Genomic DNA, 19,969 nt, shown 5'->3' with positions numbered 1-19,969 from the left:
TTCTTTCTCGTCCCAACGGACGATCAGCGCGTTCGCATGGTGCTTTGGATCAGGCGTCCGACCAGCGGCATCAGGCCGGGGTAGTTCGCCTTCGCGTAAGTGGAATCGGTTCCCAGTTGCCGGGCAAGGCGGCGATGCGCTTCGGCCAGCGAGTGATACGGCATCGAGGGCAGGAGATGATGCAGCGCATGATAGCGCAGGCCCACCGGCGCCCAAAGTTCGGAGAACTTCGCGGGGGGCGGAACGTTCACCGAATCGAGGTACTGCGCGGTCACTGTCATGGCGTCGCCGTCGTTCTCCCAGAGGTGAGCGACAAGGGTGCGGACCTGGTTGAGGAATGCAGTGAGCGAAACCACGCAGAGCGCGATCAGCAGCGGGCGCCAGCCATATGCGGCGCTTGCGGCAAGCACGGCGATGGCCCAGGCCGAACAGCCAACTTCCTGCCAGAAGACCATGCGAGCGAACTTGCCCTCAGCGGGCCGTCGGCGGAACTGCGGGTTGATGGCGAGCGCGGACGCACGCTCCCACACGAGCTTGCGCAGCGGCGGTATCACGGCGCCCAGCGGCACCAGCACAGCCGAGCGGATCAGCAGCGCCACCGGCAGCAGGATCGCGGTCAGCGCGAAGACCGGCAGGCTCCAGGGCTTCATCAGCGCCAGCGGCAGGTACTCAGGGTCCTCCACCGTGCCATAGCGCGTGCGGGTATGGTGGATGGTGTGCACGTTCTCGTACATCAGAGACGGCGTGAGCAGCGGTATGCCGACCAGCAGGTTCCAGCCGAAGCGGAAGCCGGGCAGGGCATCGCGGTGAATATGGCTCAGCTCGTGAATGAACAGCAGCGCCCGGTAGAGTCCCAGCGCCGCCAGCAGGCCACAGCCGAGCGCCGCCCAGGTGTTGTCCACCAGGATTGCACCGGCCAGCGCACCATAGCCGACCGCGGCCGAGGCCAGCATGTCGGGCCAGTAGATTTCGGGCCGCGCGGCCGAGATGTCGCGGGTCAGTTCGACTGCCGCGCGCAGCATCGCCTTGTCGTCGGGAATCTCCGACGAACGCGGGCGAGCAGCAGCTTCGCGCGGTGCGGTGGGTGACAGGTCGATGGCTTCCTGGGCAATCATACAATCGGGTCCAAAGTTCAGGGCGGGCCCGAAAGATCGGTGCAAGCCCAAAGTCTCGGGGCAAAATTGGCCCCGGTGCGTGTTTTGCAGCGGCACTGCCGTGCGGTCCTGCTTGACAAGGTGACGGGACCGACCGCAGGTCGCGATCCAAGCATTCCCCATATAGCGGAACAAAGGCAGGATCGTGGCCAACGCCGAACTAGTCATCACACCCGTTTCCAGCAAGGCCGACCGCATCGCCTTTGTCGATTACGCTTATCGGCACAATGCGGCAGATCAAAACTGGGTGCCCAACCTGCGCTCGGAAGAGATTTCCAAGTTCACGCCGGGCAAGAACCCCTTTTGGGACCATGCGCGCGGCCAGCTTTTCCTGGCAAAGCGCGGTGGTGCCGTCGTCGGGCGCATTTCGGCGCATATCGATGAACTGGCGCTGAAACAGCCGCCTGAGCAGGGCATGGGGCCGGGAACCGGCAACTGGGGCGCCATCGAGGCGGACGATGAGGCGGTTGCGAGACTGCTTATCGAAACGGCCGAGAACTGGCTGCGCGAGCAGGGCATGACCCGGGTTCTGGCGCCGATGAACCTTTCGGTCTGGGAAGAGCCCGGCCTTCAGGTGCGCGGGTTCGATCATCCGCCGATGGTGATGATGGCGCACCACGATTCGGCCTATCAGCCATGGATCGAGGGTGCGGGCTATGACCGGGTGAAGACCCTGTTCACCTACGATCTGGACGTGACGAAGAATTTCCCCCCGCTGATCCAGCGCATCGTCTCCTCGGGCGAGAAGAACGCCAAGATCCGCATCCGCGAAGTGGATCCCAGTCGATTCGACGAGGAAGCGGCGCTGATCTGCGACATCCTCAACGATGCCTGGTCGGACAACTGGGGCTTCGTGCCCTTCACTGACCGCGAGATCGCCTACACCGGAAAGGCGCTCAAGCCGCTGGTTCATCCCGAACTGATTCGGATCGCCGAATACGAAGGCGAGCCTGTGGCATTCATGATGACCTGGCCCGATCTCAACCAGGCACAGAAGCGGCTGAACGGCACCAAGGGCAAGCCGTCGATCCTCGGGCTCATCAAGTTGCTGCTCTGGCTGCGCAAGCCGAAGCCGGCCGACATGCGCGTGCCGCTGATGGGCGTGCGCAAGAAGCTGCAATCCTCGCGTCTGGCCAGCCAGCTCGCCTTTATGATGATCGAGTACATCCGCCGGTCGGCCACGGCGAAGTTCGGCGCCAGGCGCGGCGAGATCGGCTGGGTTCTCGAAGACAACCAGGGGATGGTCGCCATTGCAGGGGCCATCGACAGTAAGGTGAACCGCGAATACGCGATCTACGAAAAGGCGCTCTGAAACGGGCGGCGCGGTTGCCGGGCCGTGCGCCGGGCAACCGCGCCGGGGCTTATTGCTGCGGCGCAGGCTCGGCGGCGGCGGCTTCCACTTCGGCGGCGGCAGCGGCTGCGGCATTGGCCGTGTCGTCCTCGGGCAGGGCTGCTTCCGTGGCGCTGCTGCGCGGGGATACCGAGCCGGAGCCCGAGTAGGTCGGCGCCGCCAGCGGCGATTGCGAGCGCACGGTATCGTAAGGCAGCATGTCGTCGCTGACGGAGCGGGGCAGGAGCTTCGCGCCGCTGGCGGCCTTTTCGCTTGGCGCGTCCTGCTGATTGCAGCCGCCCAGGGCGGTGCCAGCGGTCAGGGCGAGTGTCAGTGCGGCCTTGGGCAGCATCCGGAAAAGACGGGTCATGCTGGCTGCTCCGGTGGGCATGGGCGGTCTAGCGCGGCGAGGAAGGCGGGCGCGCGGGCGATCAGGGCTTCGTCCCAGGTCGCGAACTCCACCGTGCGTCCAAGGCGCGCAAGGCTGGTGACGCCGAACTCGTCGATCCCGCAAGGAACGATGCCGGTGAAATGCGACAGGTCGGGTCGGATGTTCACCGCGAAGCCGTGCATCGTCACCCATTTGCGGATGCGCACGCCGATCGCGCCGATCTTGGCCTCGCGCCCGTCCACGTCCTGGGTCCAGATGCCGATCCGGCCTTCGCTGCGGAAGCTTTCGACTCCGAAATCCTTCAGCGTTTCGATCACCCAGCCTTCGAGCCCATGGACGAAGCCGCGTGCGTCGCGGGCGCGTTTGCGCAGGTCCAGCAGGACATAGGCCACGCGCTGGCCCGGCCCATGATAGGTATAGCGCCCGCCGCGACCGGCCTCCACGACCTCGAAGCGCGGATCGAGCAGTTCGGTCAGGTCGGCGCTGGTGCCGGCCGTGTAGACGGGAGGGTGTTCGAGCAGCCATACCAGTTCGCGCGCCTCTCCGGCGGCGATCCGGGCGTTGCGCTCGGTCATTTCGTCAAGCGCGGCGCGGTAGGGCACGGGTTCGGCGCTGATCCGCAGTTCGATATCACCGGGAAGCGTGTCGGGAAAAGTCATGCCGCGTTGCGTGGCGTCATTCCCTGCGGTTATCAAGTCACTTTGAGGCGCCGCGCTAACATGGCGCCCTCGAACGGCGTATCAGGAGCATCTATGAGGTTCGACAGCAACAAGGCCTGGAGCCAGGCGTCCCTGGCGGTTTCCGCCAATCGGGAGGTGGTTCTGGCACTGGCGGGCGTCTTCTTCCTGCTGCCGCAACTCGTTTTCGCGATCTTCTTCCCGCAGCCGGAAATGGGCTCGGGGCTGAGCGAGACGCAGGTCGTCGAAGCGGTGAGGGCCTATTGGAACTCGGTGCTGCCGGTGATGATCCCGGTCGCCCTGCTTCAGGCGCTGGGCACGCTTTCGCTGCTCTGCCTGCTCGACACCGATCGCCGCCCGACGGTGGGAGAGGCGATTCGCTCCGGCCTGAAGGGCCTGCTGCCCTACCTGCTGGCGCAGATCGTGGCCGGACTGGCGCTGGCCATGGTCGCCATGGTCGTCGGCGGCGTTCTGGGCGTGGCGGGCGGGAAGGCCGGTGCGGCCATCGGCCTCGGCCTTGCGCTGATTCTCGCCATCGCGATCGGCGTGCGCCTGTCGGTGACGGCGCCGGTCGTCGCCGTCGAAAAGACGCTCAACCCGATCGCGGCGCTGGCTCGATCCTGGGCCCTGACCAAGGGGAACACGGGCAGATTGCTCGGCTTCTACGCCCTGCTGATGCTGGCGATGATGGTGCTGATGATCTTCGCCAATGTCCTGACGCTGCCGATCGCCTTGCTGGCTCCGGCCGAAGTGGCGCGCGTTGCGGGAGCAGTGCTCGAATCGATCCTGGCAACGATCATGGCGCTCTATTTCGTTGCGGTGATCGGGCAGGTGCATCGCCAGCTTGCCGGCCCTTCGCCCGAGCGGATAGCGGGCACGTTCGAATAAGCCGAAAACGAAAAAGGCCGGCGCCATGGCGCCGGCCTTTTTGTGTGAGGAGGCAGGAAGCGCGCCGCAGGGCGCTGCCTCAATCCTCGTCCTTCCAGCCCCAGAACAGGAAGCAGGGGGGGACGTTGATCGGCTCCATGCCGTTGTCGATCCGCGTGAAGTGGCGGGCCATGAATTCGCGCGCCTTGGGCGTGAACTGATAGACCAGGAACGCGCCGCCCTTGCGGATGACGCGGTAGGTTGCCGAAGCGATCGCCGGACCGACACCGTCGGGCAGGGTCGAGAACGGCAGGCCCGACAGCACGTAGTCCGCCTTTTCGTGGCCATGGGCGCGCACGATATCTTCCACGTCGGCGGCCGATCCGAGCACCGCGATGAAGCGGCTGTCCGTGATCGTGCGGCGCAGATAGTCGATGAACAGCGGGTTCGTGTCGATCACGATCAGCTGCCCGTCGCGACCGAGGCGGTCCAGCACCGGGCGGCAGAACGTGCCGACGCCGGGGCCGTATTCGACGAAGAGCTTGCAGTTGGCCCAGTCGACTGGACCCAGCATGCGGTTGATCGTGAAACGCGAGGACGGGACGATCGAGCCGACCATCACGGGATTGCGCAGGAAGCCTTCAATGAACACGCCCCATGGTCCGAGGCTGTGTTTGATCTTCCGCTTGATCCGCTGGGGCAGCGCCTCTCGGGCAAGCTCGGTACTGGTCATGCTGGCGGAAGCTCTCGCTTAGTTGTCGTCCGGCGAAGGGCGATTCGGTGACAGATCGGGGCCGATATTGCAAGCAAGCGTCGGCCCAATGTTACGGGGGAGTTACAGAATCTCGTGGACCTTTTCCTGCGGACGGCACAGCCGCACGCCCTTGTCGGTCTCCACCAAAGGACGCTCGATCAGGACGGGCTCCGCAGCCATGGCGGCCAGAACGGTGCCGTCGTCGGCATCGGGGAGGCCGCGCTCCGCTGCATCGGTGCCGCGCATGCGCAGGCCCTGCTGCGGCGAAATCCCGGCGTCCCTGTAGAGCTGGCCAAGCTTTTCCGCCGAGGGCGGGTTCTTCAGATACTCGATCACTTCCACTTCGGCGCCGGGCGTTTCCTGAAGGATCGCCAGCGTCTTGCGCGAGGTGCCGCAATTGGGGTTGTGCCAGATGGTCGCCTTCACGGGCGTGTCTCCTGTTGTCCTTGGGAAGTCGTTTGCAGCGGCGCCATGGCCGGGACCGCGCGTGCGGCATCCTGCGGCGAGATGCCGGGCGCGGGCGCGGCGCTCAGCGTTTCCTCGCGGCGCATGGCCCGGCCGGCGCGCTGAACGGCGGCGATCAGGCGCGGATAGACGCCGCAGCGGCAGAGGTTGGGGATCGCTTCGCGGATTTCGGCATCGCTGGGATCGGCATTGCGGGCGAGCAGCGCCGCACCGCCGATGACGATGCCGGGCGTGCAGAAGCCGCACTGGATCGCCTGTTCGGCGACCATCGCCTGCTGCATCGGGTGCGAGCGATCGGCGGACAAACCTTCGATGGTGGTAACGAAGCGCCCTTCGCATTCGCCCAGCGAGACGAGGCAGGAACGCAGCGCCGCGCCGTCGACCAGGACCGTGCAGGCGCCGCAATCTCCCACGCCGCAGCCGTACTTGGTGCCGGTGAGGTTCGCGCCGTCACGCAGGCCCCAAAGCAGGGGCGTCTGCGGGTCCATGGCGATTTCGACCGGGTGATCGTTGACGGTCAGGCGCGGCATCGGCCCTCCTTATGCGCGCACGCGGCAATGCGCCAGTGCGGCATGTGCGGCGGAACGGTGCTCATGCACGGCCTGTCGCCAGTGCCCGCGCCCAATCGCCGCGCCCGGCCGCCAGCGCATCCTCCGCTGCCGACTGCCAGTCGTAGGCCACGGCAACCAGCTCGGCGCGCCATTCCCCCTCCGCGCGCTCGATCACGGCATAGCGCGCATGGGGCGATCCGCTTTCCATCACGTGCGGATAGGGGTGGTCATCGTCGTAGGCGGGCAGGCCCACGGAGCCGGGATTGACGACCTGACGTCCGTCGGCAAGGCGGACGCTGCGCGGCAGGTGCGTGTGCCCGCAAAGGATCATGGCGGCATCGAGGCCGGCAACGCGGGCTTCCACTTCCGCCATCGTGGCCTGACGGCAGCCGCCCGGCTCCACGGTTTCCAGCAGATATTGCAGGTCGCTGCCGGGCGATCCGTGGCAGGCGTAGAGGTCTTCCTCCAGCCAGAGCGTATCCGGCAGCGCAGCCAGCCATGCACGGTGGTGGTCTTCCAGCCTTGCATCGGCGTGCGCGTCCGACAGGCCCATGCGTTCGCGCGGCAGTTCGAGCAATTGCCGTTCGTGATTGCCGCGAATCGTCTCGAGGCCGAGCGCCATCAGGCGTTCGGCGGTCCGGGCGGGCTGGAGCGGGCCGCTCAGGATGTCGCCCAGATTGACGATGCGCGTGATGCCGCGTGCCGTCACGTCCTCCAGCACGGCATCGAGCGCGCGCAGGTTGCCGTGGATGTCCGAGAGGACCGCCAGGCGCATCAGCGCAGGGCTACCCGCACGCCTGCCCAGAATGTGCGCGGCGTGCCAAGGTCGATGGAGCCGTCCTGATTGCGGGTCACGATGTCCTCGTCGGTCAGGTTTTCGGCGCGCAGCACCAGCGAGACCGGGCCTGTGACAGGTACTTGCACATAACCGTCAAGCGTGGTCGCGGCGGGGAGGACGTAGCTCTGGAGGTCGTCCTCGTATTGCGCGCCGACATGACGCAGCGTGGCCGCGAAGCGCCAGCCATCGGCCGGCAGCCAGGCCAGCGTCGCGCTGGCGGCGAACCTGGGGACTTGCGCCGGGCGTTTTCCGTCAAGGTCGGGATCCTGCGCCCTGACCTTGGCGTCGGTCCATGCCAGCGAACCGTCGAACCTGACCTTGCCGAGATCGAGTGCGGCCGCCGCTTCCAGTCCGCGTGCATGGACGGAATCGACATTTTGCCGCTCGCGCTGGTTGGTGGCCACGGTGACGTTGGCGATGGCATCCTTCACCTTGTTGTCGAAGGCCGTGAGCGAAAGCGTCAGCGCTTCGAACGGATGGATGTCCACGCCCGCCTCGTAACCGCGCAGGCGTTCGGGCTTGAGGTCGGGGTTGGCCTGGGTCGTTACCGGGAAGACCACGAAGGGGCGGTAGAGTTCGTTGAGCGTGGGCAGGCGCATGCCGGTATAGGCCGCGGCGCGCAGGCTGACGGCCTTGCCCGCGTTCCAGACGAGCCCGCCCCGCGCATTGCCCATCCAGCCGGAGCGATCGGCATAGGCGCTGTCCTGCGTCACCGCGCCTGCGGGGCTGACCGAACGGTAGAAGCCGTTCCGGATCGTCCAGCGGTCCGCCCGTCCCCCGGCGGTGATGACGAGGTCGCCCAGCGTCCAGTCATCCTCGATGTAGAACCCGAGGTCGGACTGGTTGCCGCCCGCACGGCGCACGGCCGTGAAGGCGCCGGTTGCGTTGTACGGCAGTTCGAGCAGGTGGCCTTCGGTCAGCCTCAGGTCGGTGCCGATGCGCAGGACATGATCCTTGCCCACCGGCGGGCGCAGTTCGGCCTTGCCGCCTATCGCCGTGGTCGGCGTGCGGCGCTGGTCGAGCGTTTTCCTGAAGGTGCTGGAACTGATGACGACGTTCGAGAAATCCTGCGCCTGGACGTAGCCCAGCACATCGAACTGCCAGTCTCCCCGGCCGACCAGACGGAGCGAGGCCTGCTGCCCGTCGGAGGTGGAATCGGCGCCCTTGAAGCGCAGGCTGCGGGTATCGCCATAGGCGAGGGCGGATGCCTGAAGTTCCACGTCCGCGTTCAGCGGCGCCACGGCCCGCAGCGATGCCGACCAGCTGTCATAGGCGGCGCGCGACGATGCGGGCACGCGCTGGCTGGCGGGGGTCGTCCAGAAACCTTCGCCCCGGTCCCACTGCACGCTGGCCACGAGGTAGCCCGCGCCAAGTTTCGGTGCGGCACTGGCCGAAGTCTGTGTCTCGCCCCGGTCGTTGACGAGCGCGATGCCCTGAAGCGCGCCGATCTGGTCCGGCCCGGCGCTGGTCATCTCGATGGTTCCGGCGACGGCGCCGGCTCCGAACGCTCCGGAACCGCCGCCGCGCGTCACCCGGATCGAGGAAAGCCGTTCGGGGGCGATGGCGCTGAAGGGGATGTAGCCGAAGAACGGGTTCGCCACGGGCACGCCGTCGAGCAATACCAGCGTCCGGCTCGACGCATTGCCGCCGAGCGCGCGCAAGGTTGCGCCTTGCGACGAGGGGTTGGCCGAGCGGCTGTCCGAGCGGCGGAATTGCGCGAAGCCCGCCACCGAGTTGAGTACGTCCTCGATCCGTCCCGAGGCGCTGGCGATCACCGCGTCGCGCTCGATCGTTTCCACGTCGTAGGCAGGTGTCGCCGGGCCGGCTTCCAGGCCGTGGCCGGTGACGATGATCGGCCCGGCAGGCTCCGCGTTTTCATCGGCAAGAGCAGGCGCGGCAAGCAGCAGCAGCGGACAGCCGGCAAGCAGGCCGCCCACGAGCCGGAAGGAGCGTTGATACGTCATCTATCGGTCAGGCCGGTTCGATCGCCAGAACGACGGGCTCCAGCCCTTCCACGCGGCCTTCGAGCCGGTCTCCCGGCGCCACCGGACCGACACCGGCGGGCGTGCCGGTGTAGATGAGGTCGCCGGGCGCGAGGTGATAGAGGCGCGAAAGGTCGGCGATGAGTTCCGGCAGGCTCCAGATCATTTCGGAGAGCGGCGCATCCTGCTTCGTCTCGCCGTTCCGGGCGAGGGTGATGCGTTGTTCACCGGGGGCGCCGAATGCAGCGGCCGGGGTGATCGGAGCAATGACCGCACCGTTTTCGAAGTCCTTGCCGGTGTCCCAGGGGTAGCCCTTGGCCTTGGCGGCGTTCTGAAGGTCGCGCCGGGTCATGTCGAGGCCGCAGGCATAGCCGTAGACGAGCGCCATGGCCTGTTCGGCGGGAACCTCGAAGCCGTGGCCGCCGATGGCGACGACGAGTTCCATCTCGTAGTGGCAGTCCTGCGTTCCCGGCGGATAGGCGATCGCGCTGCCCGAGGCGCAGATGGCGGCGGGCGCCTTGGTGAACCAGATCGGCGCCTCGCGGTCCACCGCGTTGCCCAGTTCGCGCGCATGGGCGGCGTAGTTGCGGCCGACGCAGAACACGCGGCGCACCGGATAACGCGCTTCCTCACCGACGACGGGGACGCTGGGCACTTCGGGCAGTTCGAACAGCAGGCTCACTCGCGATTTCCTCCCTGGTTGCGGCGGAGGCATAGAGCGCGATGGCGTGCGGGGAAAGCGCAACCGGCTTGCCGTCCCCTGTGAAGCGCTTACATTTGCCGGTGTGACAGAGAAACAATACTTATCCGGGCGACTCCTTCTCGCGATGCCGGGCATGTTCGACCCCCGCTTCGATCACACTGTAAGCGTGCTTTGCGTGCACGACGAAAGTGGCGCTCTGGGCATCGGCGTCGGCAGGCTGCGCGAAGGCGTGCGCTTCCATGAAATCCTGGAGGAACTGGGCATCGATCCCGGCGTCGCCCCCGATTGCGAGGTTCACGACGGCGGCCCTGTGGAGCCGGGCCGGGGCTTCGTGCTGCACTCGACCGATTGGGGCGGGAGCGACACCGTGGAAGTGCAGCCGCTTTGCGCGCTTTCGGCCTCGATGGACGTGCTGCGCGCGATCGCCGAAGGCCGTGGACCGAGCCGGTGGCTCATGGCGCTCGGCTATGCGGGGTGGGCGCCCGGTCAGCTCGAAGGCGAGATGCGGCAGCACGGATGGCATGCGGCCGATCCGCATCCGGAGATCCTGTTCGATACGCCGGTCGATTCCCGCTGGACCGCGACCTGGCGGGCGGAAGGGATCGATCCGGCGCTGCTGTCGAGCCAGACCGGCCGCGCCTGATCGCCTGTCTTGCGGCTGTCCCGGATCAGGTCCGGGCGGGCGAAGGGGGCGTGCTTTCCGAGAGGGCGGAGAGATCCTCCGGGCGATCGATGTCGAGATGGATGGCGGGATCGTCGCATTCCACGAAGATTACATCGTCGCGGCCGCGCAGCAGCCGTCCGGCGCCTTCATCTCCGGTCAGCCCGGCAAGCTCCGGCAGAAGCCGCGCGGACAGCAGGACCGGATGGCCTGGACGGCCCTGGCGGCAAGGCATCGCAGCGGCGCCGCTTCCCAGCGCATCGGCAAGACGGGCGGCCTCGCCGTGAGGCAGGCGGGGCATGTCGCCCAGGAACACGAAGACATCGCAGGGTTCGCCGAGAGCCGCGATGCCGGCCTTGATGGAATCGGAAAGGGCATCGCTCTCCACGCGCAGCACCTCTACCGCCGGCGCGCCGTCCCACGTTCCGCAATCGAGGTCGGGGCGGGCGACGATCAGAATGCGCGACACCGGCGCCGCGCGCGCGGCGTGGACCGCGTGAAACAGCAGCGGCTCGCCCTCGAAGGGGGCAGACAGCTTGTCGCCCCCGAAGCGGCGCGACGATCCTGCGGCAAGGATGATCGCCGCCCGGTTCATGCGCGTTCCCGCGCCGGGTTCAGGGCCTGCATGATCTCTGCCATGATCCCCGTCGCGACTTCCCAGGGCGATTTTCCCAGACCGGGTACACCCGGCGAGAGGTGAAGCCGGTCCAGTTCCTCCGGCGTGGCGCCCGCAGCGCGCAAGGCGCCGAGCCTTGTCTCCGCGCGCGATCTGGCGCCGATCATGGCGACGTAACCGGCGCCGCCCCGCAGCGCGGCAAGGCAGCCGCCGAGGTCGTGGTGATCCTCATGCGTGGCGCCGAGGTAGGCTGTCCAGCGATCGACGCCGAGTTCATCGAGCGCAGTGGTGGGATCGGCGCGCAAGTAGCGCGAAACCGGGAAAGGCGGCGGCTGGTGCGGCCCGTCCGGCCGGAGCAGGATCGTCTCGAACTGGGCGAGCGCGCCGAGCTGTGCTGCGGCCAGAGCGCCGGGATCGCCGCCGGAAACGACGAGGCGGCGGGGCGGATCGTAGCGGCGCGAAAGCAGGAAGGGCTCCTCCTCCACGGCCAGCAGGGGGCCGTCGTCCACCGTGACCCATTGCCGCGTGCCGTCGCTGTGCCAGCGGCAGCTCCGACGTTCGGCGGCATGGCGCAGCAATTCGGTGGCCGCCGGACAATCCGGGGCGATGCGCTCGACCATGACGTGGAGCGCGCCGCCGCAGCGCAGGCGGATGTCGATCCACGGGCTTCCGGCGCCGTAATGAAGGTGCCGGGGCTCACCATAGGCCAGGACCTGCGCGGCGTGGCTGGCCACGTCGCCTTCGATGCAGTCTCCCGAAAAGTAGCCGCTCGCGGCAATGTCGCTCCCGCCGCCGGCATGCTCCGGCGCGACGAATAGCATTTGGGCACCGGGGCCGCGCGGGGCGCTGCCGCCGACCCGATAGAGCGTGGCAAGGGCGACGGGATGCCCGGCACCGAAAGCCTCCGCCAGTGGCCGCCGAATGTCGTCGATCCAGCCGAACAGCGGCCAGTCCGCACTGTCGATGCTACCGCTCACGTCATCCTGCCGAGGCGCGTGCCTCTACGCGGTCGCCGACCAGCGGTGCGATCACCAGGCGGTGGAGGATACGGGCCGTGGCTTCCGGGGTCTGGTCCTCTCCATGCGTGAGCCACCAGGCGAGGATGTCGATCGTCGAACCGGTGCCATGAACGACGCCCAGGTCCTGTGGCAACCAGTCCGCCGGATTGGCGACGCCTTCGATGAGGCGGCGGGCTTGCCGGATGAACTCGTCGCGCACGATGCCTGCGGCGCCGCCTGCCAGAAGCGCGGACCACAAGGCCTTGTGCTGGCCGACGTGGCTGCAGAGCGCCAGAGTGGATTCGTAGCTGTTCGAGGCGTGGAGGATCGGGATCGACAGCGCCAGCAGTCCGGCGATTTCCTCGGAGGCGACATCGCCCAGCAGCGCTTCCTTGGTCGGGTAGTGACGGAAGAAGGTGGCATAGCCGGTGCCAGCACGGGCCGAGATTTCGCGGATGGTGATCTGGTCGAAGGCCTTTTCCTCAAGCAGCGAAAGCATGGCCGCGTTGAGCGCCTTGCGCGAGCGTACCTGCCGCGCGTCGGTAGGCGCGTCTTTCCTGAATCCCGCGAGATTTCCGTTCATGATCGATCCGTAACACCCTGCTGCAAGGGTGTCTAACCCGCCTGCGCAGACTTCGACATGGCGGATTTCGGCATGAAGCCATGAATGGGGTTCAATATTCCCCGATGCGATCCGCGAAGAGCAGGCGCCCGCCCGAGAGGTGCCACAGCGCCTCGTTGAAGTCTGCATTGCTCATGGCGAAGCAGCCTTCGCTGCGGCCGAGCTTGCCCCATTTCTCGATCATCGCGGCATCGACGTACCACGCCGGATGCATCACGATGGCGCGTTCGAGCGCCATGGAGTTATCCGGGTCAAGCCCCTTGAGGCGGATCGAAGTGCCGTATTTGCCGGTGTACCATTCGCAGGTGAGGAACGCCCCGCGCGAAGTGGCTTCCGAGCCGGGCATGTTCGAGAAGCTCTGCAACCAGCCGCTGTGCGCCGGGTCCGATCCGCGCCCGTGGGCCAGCAGGAAAGAGCGCACCGTCCCGTTCTCGATATTGACGAAGTGCAGGCGCGGTTTCCACGAAGGCTGGGCGAAATCGGCGATACCGACGAGATCGGTGCGCCAGATATGGCCCTGCGTCCGCTGGACCTGCTGCGTGGCGACATCGAGGACGCGGCGCTGATATGGCGTGAGGGCGCTCGGCACCGCGGCAACCGGGCCAATCTGTCCCGAAGCTGTTCCTGCCAAATTTTCCGCTGCCAGCACACGCGAAGGTATTGCCAGGCTTGCGCCCGCAACCAATCCGCCCATGAGGACAGCACGCCGACCCAACGTCTGTTCCATCGCAGTAAGTTAACTCAATTGGATCGGAAGCGCCAGTTACTCCGACAGGAAGAGTTCCCGGCGCGAAGGCGGGCCATCGTATCGTTCCCACGATTCGCCGATTGCGGCGAGTCGCCGGGTGGGCAGATGCCGTGCGAACCCGCCCGGCACCTGCCAGCGATTCGTCAGGCCACGACCTTGAGCGGCTTGCGGGAATGCTGGTGGATCCAGTCCTCCAGCACCGGCGCGATCCGGGTGCGCCACTTGCTGCCGTTGAAGATACCGTAATGTCCGACATTTTCGGCCAGCACGTACTTCTTGCGGCTCTCGGAAAGATGCGTCGCCAGCGTGAGCGCTGCCCTGGTCTGGCCAATGCCCGAGATGTCGTCCCGCTCCCCCTCGACTGCCAGCAGCGCGGTATCGCGAATGGCCGAGGGATCGATTCGCTCACCGCGATGGACGAATTCGCCCCTGGGCAGCGAATGCTTCTGGAACACGTGCTCGATGGTCTGGAGATAATAGTCGGCGGTCATGTCGCAGACCGAGCGATACTCGTCGTAGAATGCCTTGGTCGACGCCGCGCCCTCGCCGTCGCCTTCGACAAGGTGCTTGAACATGCCGTAGTGGCTCATCATGTGGCTGCCGAGATTCATCGCCATGAAGCCGGCCAGTTGCAGGAAGCCGGGATAGACCCTGCGGCCGGCCCCCGGATAGGCCAGCGGCACGGTGGCGATGACGTTGTTCTCGAACCAGGAAAGCGGCTGGTCCATGGCGACGTCGTTGACGCTGGTGGGCGCCTCGCGGGTGTCGACCGGGCCGCCCATCATGGTGAGCGTTGCCGGGCGGCAGGGATGCTCCTGCTTGCCCATGATCGCCGCAGCGGCGAACGCCGGGACCGAGGGCTGGCACACTGCGAGCATGTGCGTGCCGGGGCCGATATGTTCGAGGAAACCGATCAGGTAATCGATATAATCGTCAAGGTCGAAGTGCCCGGCGGCGGCGGGGACCATCTTCGCGTCGGCCCAGTCGGTGATGTAGACCTCGCAGCTTTCCACCATCCGCGCCACGGTGCCGCGCAGGAGAGTGGCGAAGTGGCCGCTCATCGGGGCGACGATCAGCAGCTTGGGCGCATCCTTGGGCAGGCCGGGATGATCGAAGCGCAGCAGGTTCCCGAATGGGCGGTGCAGCACGATCGATTCGGTGACGGGCCAGGTCTTGCCACCGGTGGTCACGTCCTCGATGTCGAAAGCGGGCTTGCCGCGCGGGGCGGCGGCATGGGCGAAGACGTCCAGTGCGGAGGCCATCACCGGGCCGAATCCGAAGTAACCCATCGGCAGCGCAGGGTTGGCAAGCAGTTCAGCGCCGACCGAGGCCCATGCGGCGGCGCCGCTCAGCATCGTGCGCTGCAATTCGTAGGCATTATAGAGCAAGGTGCGTCTCCCGGACGGTGAAGCGACCCTTCCGTCCTGCAAAGGTTATGAAAGCCATTTGGGGCCGAAACGTTACCGGCGCAATGCGGCGCACCCGATTTCGGCATTCGAGCCGCCCGATCACTCTGATCGTAAAGGCGCTTTTCATATATCTTTTCCTGAAGCCATGGACAGGATAAGGCCGCGCGCATGGACGCCAACGCGGGGCAGGCAGGATTGCCTGAGAACGAGAACGCCACCACCGATGCCAAGGCTCCGCGCCGAAGGAGCCTTGGGGCGCTGCGCATGGTCTGGCGGGAACTGTTCCACTATCCCGGCCGCATGGCGGTTGCGGGGCTCGCGCTGCTGACCACGGCAACTTCGACCCTCGCGATTCCCTATGGGTTCCGCCAGATCGTCGACCAGGGCTTTGCGCAGGGCGCCGACCCTTCGGCAATCCGCTGGTGGTTCATCATGCTGCTGGGCGTGGTGATCGTGCTTTCGGTGGCCACGGCGGTGCGTTTCTACAGCGTTTCCTGGCTTGGTGAGCGCGTGGTGGCGGACGTTCGCCTGCGCGTGCAGAGGCACCTGCTCACGTTGTCGCCCAGTTTCTTCGAGGAAAACAGCCCCAAGGAAATCGCGTCCCGGATGACGGCGGACACCGCGATCATCGAAACGGTGGTCGGCACCACGGTCTCTGTCGCGCTGCGCAATGCCATCATGGCGGTGGGCGGGGTGATCTACCTCTTCATGCTGGCGCCGCACCTGACGCTGGGGCTCGTCGTCGCCATCCCGGTGGTGATCCTGCCGATCGCCGCCTTCGGCCGCCGCCTGCGCACCGTGGCGCGGGCGAGCCAGGATCGCGTGGCCGATATCGGCGCTACCACCAGCGAAGTCTTCGGTGCACTGCGGGTCGTGCAGGCCTTCAACCAGGAAGGCCGCGAGATGGAACGCTTCGCCGGCGCAGTGGAGCGCACGTTCGAGACCGGAAAGCATCGCATCACCATTCGCGCCGCGATGACGGCGGTTATCATGTTCCTGATCTTCGGCTCCATCACCGTCATCATGTGGCGCGGTGCCATCGGCGTTGCCGAAGGTTCCATCACGGGCGGTACGATCGCCGCTTTCGTGGTGACGGCCGGCATCGTGGCGGGCGCCTTCGGCTCGCTCACCGAAGTCTACGGCGATCTCGTGCGCGGCGCCGGCGCGGCCAGCCGCCTTGCCGAACTGCTGGGCGAGATGCCTGCGATCACCGCTCCCGCCCGCCCGCAGGCGCTTCCTCTGCCGGCGCGCGGCAAGCTGGCCTTCGAGCGCGTGACCTTCCGCTACCCTTCGCGCCCGGAAATGGCGGCGCTGCATGATTTCAGCCTGTCGATCGAACCGGGCGAGACGGTGGCGATCGTCGGCCCTTCCGGGGCCGGCAAGTCCACGCTGTTCCAGCTCGCCGAGCGGTTCTACGATCCGCAGGGCGGGGCGATCAAGATCGACGGCGTCCCGCTGACTTCCGCCGATCCCGGAGAGATCCGCCAGCGCATCGCACTGGTGCCGCAGGAGGGTGTACTGTTCGCCGCCTCCGCGCGCGACAACTTGCGCTACGGCAACTGGAAAGCGGACGACGAGGCCATCTGGGCCGCCGCGCGCGCCGCCAATGCCGAGCGTTTCCTGCGCGAATTGCCGCAGGGGCTCGATACTTTCCTTGGCGAGGACGGCGCCCGCCTGTCCGGCGGCCAGCGTCAGCGCGTGGCGATTGCCCGCGCGCTGCTGCGCGACGCGCCGATCCTGCTGCTGGACGAGGCCACGAGCGCGCTTGATGCCGAAAGCGAGCGGCTGGTGCAGGACGCTCTCGAACACCTGATGGAGAACCGCACGACTCTCGTCATTGCGCACCGCCTCGCCACCGTGCGCAAGGCGGATCGCATCGTCGTGATGGACGGAGGGCGGATCGTGGAACAGGGCACGCACGAAAGCCTTGGCCAGGCCGGCGGGCTCTATGCGCGGCTGGCTTCGCTGCAATTCGATATGGATACCGCATCGGCCTTCGCGCGTTCGACGAACGCCTGACCTGCGACGACGAACGACATTTCAGGGCTGGCGTTGCCGAATATGGCAATTATGTTGCGCCGCTATCGACGGGCCGTTCCGGTCCGTCGCCAGACCGTTCGTGTCATTGCAATTCAGAAAGGTGGGACCATGACCCGCATTCTCGGCCGGGTGCTCGCTTCGACAGCGCTCGTTTCCGCATTGAGCTTTTCCGCTGTTCCGGCTCTTGCCGACGCTCCGGCGCCGGCGTCGGCAGGCGCGTCCTCCGATGCGATGCAGTTCGATCCCGGCAAGATGGATTGGGGCAAGGCCGGCATCCAGACCCAGTGGCAGGAAAAGACCGCCAGGCCCGGCGCGGACTTCGACAAGTTCGTGAACGGCAAGTGGGAAGCCGCTGTCGTGCTCCCGGCCGACCGCACCAACTGGGGGTCGTTCACCGCCCTGCGTGACCTTTCGGAACAGCGCGTTCACGGAATCATGGATGGCCTGATCGCCTCGAAGCCCGCCGCCGGTACCGACGCTGCCCGCGTCGAGGCGGCCTATGCGGCCTTCATGGACGTTGATGCGATCAACAAGGCCGGGCTCTCTCCGGCGCAGCCTTACCTCGAACGCATCTTCGCGGCCAAGACGCCCGACGACCTGATGAAGATCTTCGCGGCCCCGGGCTTCGCCTCGCCGCTCGGCGCTTATGTGACGGCCGATGCCAAGCAGAGCGATGTGAATGCCTTCGAAGTCGGCGTCGGCGGTCTCGGCCTGCCTGACCGTGACTATTACCTGAAGATCGACAAGCGTTCGCAGGACATCCGCGCCAAGTATGTCGAGTATCTGACCTTCGTCCTCGGCAAGGCCGGTTATGCCGACCCGTCGAGCGCCGCCAAGGCCGTGCTCTCGCTGGAAACCCGGCTGGCGCAGGCAGACTGGGACCGCGCAGCCAGCCGCGATCCGGACCTGACCTACAACAAGCTTTCCGTCGCCGAGTTCGAGGGCCTTGCCGCACCCGGCCTGATGCGTACTTTCATCGAGACGATGGGCGCCGGGAAGGCCGCCTATATCCTCGTCGATCAGATGCCGCCCACGGCCGAGGAACTGAAGGTCGCCCGCATCGATCCCGCCAAGGCGCAGACGCTGTTCGGCGGTGGTGTGCCGGAAGTCGCCCGGCTGGTCTCCGAGGTTCCGGTCTCGACATGGCAGGCCTGGCTTGCCGCGCACTTCCTGCGCGGCCATGCCTCGGTTCTTCCCACCGACATCGATGACGCCACCTTCGCCTTCTACGGCAAGACCATGAGCGGCCAGCCGGAGCAGCGCGCCCGCTGGAAGCGCGGCGTCGCCGCAGTCGAAGGCATGGCCGGTGAACTGGTCGGCAAGATCTACGCCGAGAAGTACTATCCGCCCGAAGCGCAGGCGGCGATGACCGACCTCGTCTCGAACTTGCGCAAGGCCATGGCGGTGAACCTGCAGAGCCTCGCCTGGATGGGCCCGGAAACCCGCAAGGAAGCCGAGGCCAAGCTCAATGCCTTCACCCCCAAGATCGGCGCGCCTGCGAAGTTCAAGGAATACGAGGGCCTGACCTTCTCGGCCACCGATCCGCTCGGCAATGCCATTGCCGCGGGTTCGTGGGAGAACGACGACCAGATGAAGCGCATCGGCCAGCCGGTCGACAAGACCGAATGGTTCATGCTGCCCGAGACGGTCAACGCCTACTACAACCCGCCCTACAACGAGATCGTGTTCCCCGCCGCCATCCTCCAGCCGCCGTTCTTCAACGTTTCGGCGGACCCCGCAGTCAACTATGGCGGCATCGGCGCGGTGATCGGCCACGAGATGGGCCACGGTTTCGACGACCAGGGCGCCAAGTCGGACGGCACCGGCAACCTGCGCGACTGGTGGAGCCCGGCCGACAAGGCCAACTTCCAGAAGCTGCAGGACAAGCTGGAAGCCCAGTACAACAGCTTCTGCCCGTTCGACGACGGCAAGACCTGCGTCAACGGCAAGCTGACCATGGGCGAGAACATCGGCGATCTCGGCGGTCTTAGCCTCGCCTACCGCGCCTACAAGCTCTCGCTGAACGGCAAGGAAGCCCCGGTGATCGACGGCCTGACCGGCGACCAGCGCTTCTTCATGGCCTGGGCGCAAGTGTGGCGCAGCAAGTACCGCGAGGAATCGGTGCGCCAGCAGCTCATCACCGATCCGCATTCGCCCGCGCATTACCGCATCAACGGTATCGTCCGTAACTTCGACGAATGGTACAAGGCGTTCGACGTGAAGCCGGGGGATGCTCTCTATCTTCCGCCTGCCGAGCGCGTGCGTATCTGGTGATTTTTATCGCCTAAATGCCTCATGCCGCACGCTTCGGGTTGACTTGCCCGGTGTGTGCGGCATGACCTCTCGCCGATGAGCTTGACCCTAACCGCGATCCTCCTCGGCATTGTCGAGGGCCTCACCGAGTTCCTGCCAGTCTCTTCGACCGGGCACCTCATTCTTGCCACGCAGCTGTTCGGGTACGACGCTTCGCAGTGGGCAACCTTCAACATCGTGATCCAGCTCGGCGCGATCCTGGCTGTCATCGTGCAGTTCTGGCGCACGTTCTGGGCGGTGGGCGTGGGTCTGCTGCGGCTTGACCCGGTATCGATCCGCTTCGTGCGCAACGTCTTGCTGGCCTTCATCCCCTCGGCGGTGCTGGGCCTGATCCTCAAGGACCATATCGAGGGCCTGCTGGGCGAGCCTTCGGTCGTCGCCTGGGCGCTGATCGTGGGCGGCATCGCCATCCTCGCCATCGAGAAGGTGGCAAAGCCCGGTCCGCTCACCGGCGTTGCCGAGCTGCCGATGGTGAAGTGCATCGGCGTGGGCATCGCGCAGTGCCTTGCCATGGTGCCGGGTGTCAGCCGTTCCGGCGCGACGATCATGGGCGCGCTGGCGATGGGCGTCGAACGCCGTACTGCGGCGGAATTCAGCTTCTTCCTTGCCGTTCCCACGATGATGGGTGCCTCCACGCTCGAACTGCTGGGCGCGCGCGAACAGCTCATGGCGGGCACGGGCCCGGTCGGCTGGGGCGAGATCGGCATCGGCTTCGCCGTTTCGTTCGTGGTGGCGCTGGTCGTCATCAAAGCCTTCATGGCCTTCGTCAGCCGCTCGGGCTTTGCACCGTTCGCCTGGTATCGTATCGTCGCCGGCGCACTCGCGCTCTTCCTGCTTTCGCGGGTCTGAT

Annotated in this window: 20 protein-coding genes; 6 read left to right on the top strand and 14 right to left on the bottom strand. The window is 66.5% G+C overall.

The features are described from left to right. Positions 1 to 23 precede the first annotated feature (23 nt). The gene (locus tag ACXJ16_RS09960; RefSeq protein ID WP_185997980.1) at positions 24 to 1,115 is read right to left on the bottom strand and encodes a fatty acid desaturase family protein; all 1,092 of its coding nucleotides are present in this window, start codon (positions 1,113 to 1,115) and stop codon (positions 24 to 26) included. Between the two features lie 184 nt (positions 1,116 to 1,299). Here ACXJ16_RS09960 and ACXJ16_RS09955 point away from each other — a divergent pair, with 184 nt between their 5' ends. Beyond that, positions 1,300 to 2,466 (top strand): N-acetyltransferase, encoded by a 1,167-nt coding sequence (locus tag ACXJ16_RS09955; protein ID WP_132469499.1) that lies wholly within the window; start codon positions 1,300 to 1,302, stop codon positions 2,464 to 2,466. A gap of 49 nt (positions 2,467 to 2,515) precedes the next feature. Here the strand turns inward: ACXJ16_RS09955 and ACXJ16_RS09950 are convergent, their stop codons facing one another. After that, positions 2,516 to 2,854, bottom strand: a complete 339-nt coding sequence (locus tag ACXJ16_RS09950; protein WP_463920595.1) for a hypothetical protein — start codon at positions 2,852 to 2,854, stop codon at positions 2,516 to 2,518. Beyond that, the gene (gene lipB, locus ACXJ16_RS09945; RefSeq protein WP_185997979.1) at positions 2,851 to 3,534 is read right to left on the bottom strand and encodes a lipoyl(octanoyl) transferase LipB; all 684 of its coding nucleotides are present in this window, start codon (positions 3,532 to 3,534) and stop codon (positions 2,851 to 2,853) included. Before lipB ends, ACXJ16_RS09950 begins: the two co-directional genes overlap by 4 nt. Positions 3,535 to 3,627: 93 nt before the next feature. On the opposite strand from lipB, the gene ACXJ16_RS09940 reads away from it, so the two are divergent. Next, a complete protein-coding gene (locus ACXJ16_RS09940) occupies positions 3,628 to 4,440 on the top strand; it encodes a hypothetical protein (RefSeq protein WP_054439929.1) in 813 nt (270 codons plus the stop codon). A 79-nt stretch (positions 4,441 to 4,519) separates the two neighbouring features. Here ACXJ16_RS09940 and ACXJ16_RS09935 read toward each other — a convergent pair whose 3' ends face one another. From ACXJ16_RS09935 to ACXJ16_RS09910, 6 genes are all read right to left on the bottom strand, one after another. Further along, complete coding sequence (locus ACXJ16_RS09935; protein WP_054439932.1) at positions 4,520 to 5,152, bottom strand: class I SAM-dependent methyltransferase; 633 nt, start codon at positions 5,150 to 5,152, stop codon at positions 4,520 to 4,522. Positions 5,153 to 5,254: 102 nt separating this feature from the next. Beyond that, a complete protein-coding gene (locus tag ACXJ16_RS09930) occupies positions 5,255 to 5,599 on the bottom strand; it encodes an arsenate reductase family protein (protein ID WP_054439934.1) in 345 nt (114 codons plus the stop codon). Next, a complete protein-coding gene (locus tag ACXJ16_RS09925) occupies positions 5,596 to 6,168 on the bottom strand; it encodes a (2Fe-2S)-binding protein (protein WP_054439936.1) in 573 nt (190 codons plus the stop codon). The genes ACXJ16_RS09930 and ACXJ16_RS09925 overlap by 4 nt, the downstream gene beginning before the upstream one ends. A gap of 61 nt (positions 6,169 to 6,229) precedes the next feature. Continuing rightward, positions 6,230 to 6,964 carry a metallophosphoesterase family protein gene (locus tag ACXJ16_RS09920; protein ID WP_324698248.1) on the bottom strand — a complete coding sequence of 245 codons (735 nt, stop codon included), beginning with the start codon at positions 6,962 to 6,964 and terminating at the stop codon, positions 6,230 to 6,232. Beyond that, positions 6,964 to 8,991 (bottom strand): TonB-dependent receptor, encoded by a 2,028-nt coding sequence (locus tag ACXJ16_RS09915; RefSeq protein WP_463920591.1) that lies wholly within the window; start codon positions 8,989 to 8,991, stop codon positions 6,964 to 6,966. Before ACXJ16_RS09915 ends, ACXJ16_RS09920 begins: the two co-directional genes overlap by 1 nt. A 7-nt stretch (positions 8,992 to 8,998) precedes the next feature. After that, entirely contained in the window at positions 8,999 to 9,691 is a 693-nt protein-coding gene (locus ACXJ16_RS09910) for a fumarylacetoacetate hydrolase family protein (protein ID WP_463920589.1), read from the bottom strand. A 145-nt stretch (positions 9,692 to 9,836) separates the two neighbouring features. Here ACXJ16_RS09910 and ACXJ16_RS09905 point away from each other — a divergent pair, with 145 nt between their 5' ends. Further along, positions 9,837 to 10,355 (top strand): YqgE/AlgH family protein, encoded by a 519-nt coding sequence (locus tag ACXJ16_RS09905; RefSeq protein WP_491716055.1) that lies wholly within the window; start codon positions 9,837 to 9,839, stop codon positions 10,353 to 10,355. Between the two features lie 25 nt (positions 10,356 to 10,380). Here the strand turns inward: ACXJ16_RS09905 and ACXJ16_RS09900 are convergent, their stop codons facing one another. The 5 genes from ACXJ16_RS09900 to ACXJ16_RS09880 form a co-directional block, all read right to left on the bottom strand. Then, on the bottom strand, positions 10,381 to 10,968 hold the full coding sequence (locus ACXJ16_RS09900; protein ID WP_463920587.1) for a nucleotidyltransferase family protein: 588 nt from the start codon (positions 10,966 to 10,968) through the stop codon (positions 10,381 to 10,383). After that, complete coding sequence (locus ACXJ16_RS09895) at positions 10,965 to 11,966, bottom strand: XdhC family protein (protein ID WP_463920585.1); 1,002 nt, start codon at positions 11,964 to 11,966, stop codon at positions 10,965 to 10,967. Before ACXJ16_RS09895 ends, ACXJ16_RS09900 begins: the two co-directional genes overlap by 4 nt. A 1-nt stretch (position 11,967) precedes the next feature. Next, the gene (locus ACXJ16_RS09890; RefSeq protein WP_454796697.1) at positions 11,968 to 12,570 is read right to left on the bottom strand and encodes a TetR/AcrR family transcriptional regulator; all 603 of its coding nucleotides are present in this window, start codon (positions 12,568 to 12,570) and stop codon (positions 11,968 to 11,970) included. A 91-nt stretch (positions 12,571 to 12,661) separates the two neighbouring features. Then, a complete protein-coding gene (locus ACXJ16_RS09885; RefSeq protein WP_243692695.1) occupies positions 12,662 to 13,240 on the bottom strand; it encodes a murein L,D-transpeptidase catalytic domain-containing protein in 579 nt (192 codons plus the stop codon). A 260-nt stretch (positions 13,241 to 13,500) separates the two neighbouring features. Beyond that, positions 13,501 to 14,745 carry a polyhydroxyalkanoate depolymerase gene (locus tag ACXJ16_RS09880; protein WP_324698257.1) on the bottom strand — a complete coding sequence of 415 codons (1,245 nt, stop codon included), beginning with the start codon at positions 14,743 to 14,745 and terminating at the stop codon, positions 13,501 to 13,503. A 189-nt stretch (positions 14,746 to 14,934) separates the two neighbouring features. Here ACXJ16_RS09880 and ACXJ16_RS09875 point away from each other — a divergent pair, with 189 nt between their 5' ends. The 3 genes from ACXJ16_RS09875 to ACXJ16_RS09865 all read left to right on the top strand — a co-directional run bounded on the left by ACXJ16_RS09875 (position 14,935) and on the right by ACXJ16_RS09865 (position 19,968). Continuing rightward, entirely contained in the window at positions 14,935 to 16,785 is a 1,851-nt protein-coding gene (locus ACXJ16_RS09875; protein WP_324698259.1) for an ABC transporter transmembrane domain-containing protein, read from the top strand. A 129-nt stretch (positions 16,786 to 16,914) separates the two neighbouring features. Next, positions 16,915 to 19,080, top strand: a complete 2,166-nt coding sequence (locus ACXJ16_RS09870; protein WP_463920582.1) for a M13 family metallopeptidase — start codon at positions 16,915 to 16,917, stop codon at positions 19,078 to 19,080. Between the two features lie 75 nt (positions 19,081 to 19,155). After that, a complete protein-coding gene (locus ACXJ16_RS09865) occupies positions 19,156 to 19,968 on the top strand; it encodes an undecaprenyl-diphosphate phosphatase (protein ID WP_054439948.1) in 813 nt (270 codons plus the stop codon). Position 19,969 lies beyond the last annotated feature (1 nt).

It is taken from the genome of Novosphingobium sp. TK71, from assembly GCF_055361505.1.
This window is presented reverse-complemented; position numbering and strand designations above follow the sequence as displayed.

What these genes read in the sequence shown, in the direction of transcription:
- ACXJ16_RS09960 (WP_185997980.1), bottom strand. Translation starts at nt 1,115, where the DNA reads ATGATTGCCCAGGAAGCCATCGACCTGTCACCCACCGCACCGCGCGAA.
- ACXJ16_RS09950 (WP_463920595.1), bottom strand. Translation starts at nt 2,854, where the DNA reads ATGACCCGTCTTTTCCGGATGCTGCCCAAGGCCGCACTGACACTCGCC.
- lipB (WP_185997979.1), bottom strand. Translation starts at nt 3,534, where the DNA reads ATGACTTTTCCCGACACGCTTCCCGGTGATATCGAACTGCGGATCAGC.
- ACXJ16_RS09940 (WP_054439929.1), top strand. Translation starts at nt 3,628, where the DNA reads ATGAGGTTCGACAGCAACAAGGCCTGGAGCCAGGCGTCCCTGGCGGTT.
- ACXJ16_RS09935 (WP_054439932.1), bottom strand. Translation starts at nt 5,152, where the DNA reads ATGACCAGTACCGAGCTTGCCCGAGAGGCGCTGCCCCAGCGGATCAAG.
- ACXJ16_RS09925 (WP_054439936.1), bottom strand. Translation starts at nt 6,168, where the DNA reads ATGCCGCGCCTGACCGTCAACGATCACCCGGTCGAAATCGCCATGGAC.
- ACXJ16_RS09920 (WP_324698248.1), bottom strand. Translation starts at nt 6,964, where the DNA reads ATGCGCCTGGCGGTCCTCTCGGACATCCACGGCAACCTGCGCGCGCTC.
- ACXJ16_RS09915 (WP_463920591.1), bottom strand. Translation starts at nt 8,991, where the DNA reads ATGACGTATCAACGCTCCTTCCGGCTCGTGGGCGGCCTGCTTGCCGGC.
- ACXJ16_RS09905 (WP_491716055.1), top strand. Translation starts at nt 9,837, where the DNA reads ATGCCGGGCATGTTCGACCCCCGCTTCGATCACACTGTAAGCGTGCTT.
- ACXJ16_RS09900 (WP_463920587.1), bottom strand. Translation starts at nt 10,968, where the DNA reads ATGAACCGGGCGGCGATCATCCTTGCCGCAGGATCGTCGCGCCGCTTC.
- ACXJ16_RS09890 (WP_454796697.1), bottom strand. Translation starts at nt 12,570, where the DNA reads ATGAACGGAAATCTCGCGGGATTCAGGAAAGACGCGCCTACCGACGCG.
- ACXJ16_RS09875 (WP_324698259.1), top strand. Translation starts at nt 14,935, where the DNA reads ATGGACGCCAACGCGGGGCAGGCAGGATTGCCTGAGAACGAGAACGCC.
- ACXJ16_RS09870 (WP_463920582.1), top strand. Translation starts at nt 16,915, where the DNA reads ATGACCCGCATTCTCGGCCGGGTGCTCGCTTCGACAGCGCTCGTTTCC.
- ACXJ16_RS09865 (WP_054439948.1), top strand. Translation starts at nt 19,156, where the DNA reads ATGAGCTTGACCCTAACCGCGATCCTCCTCGGCATTGTCGAGGGCCTC.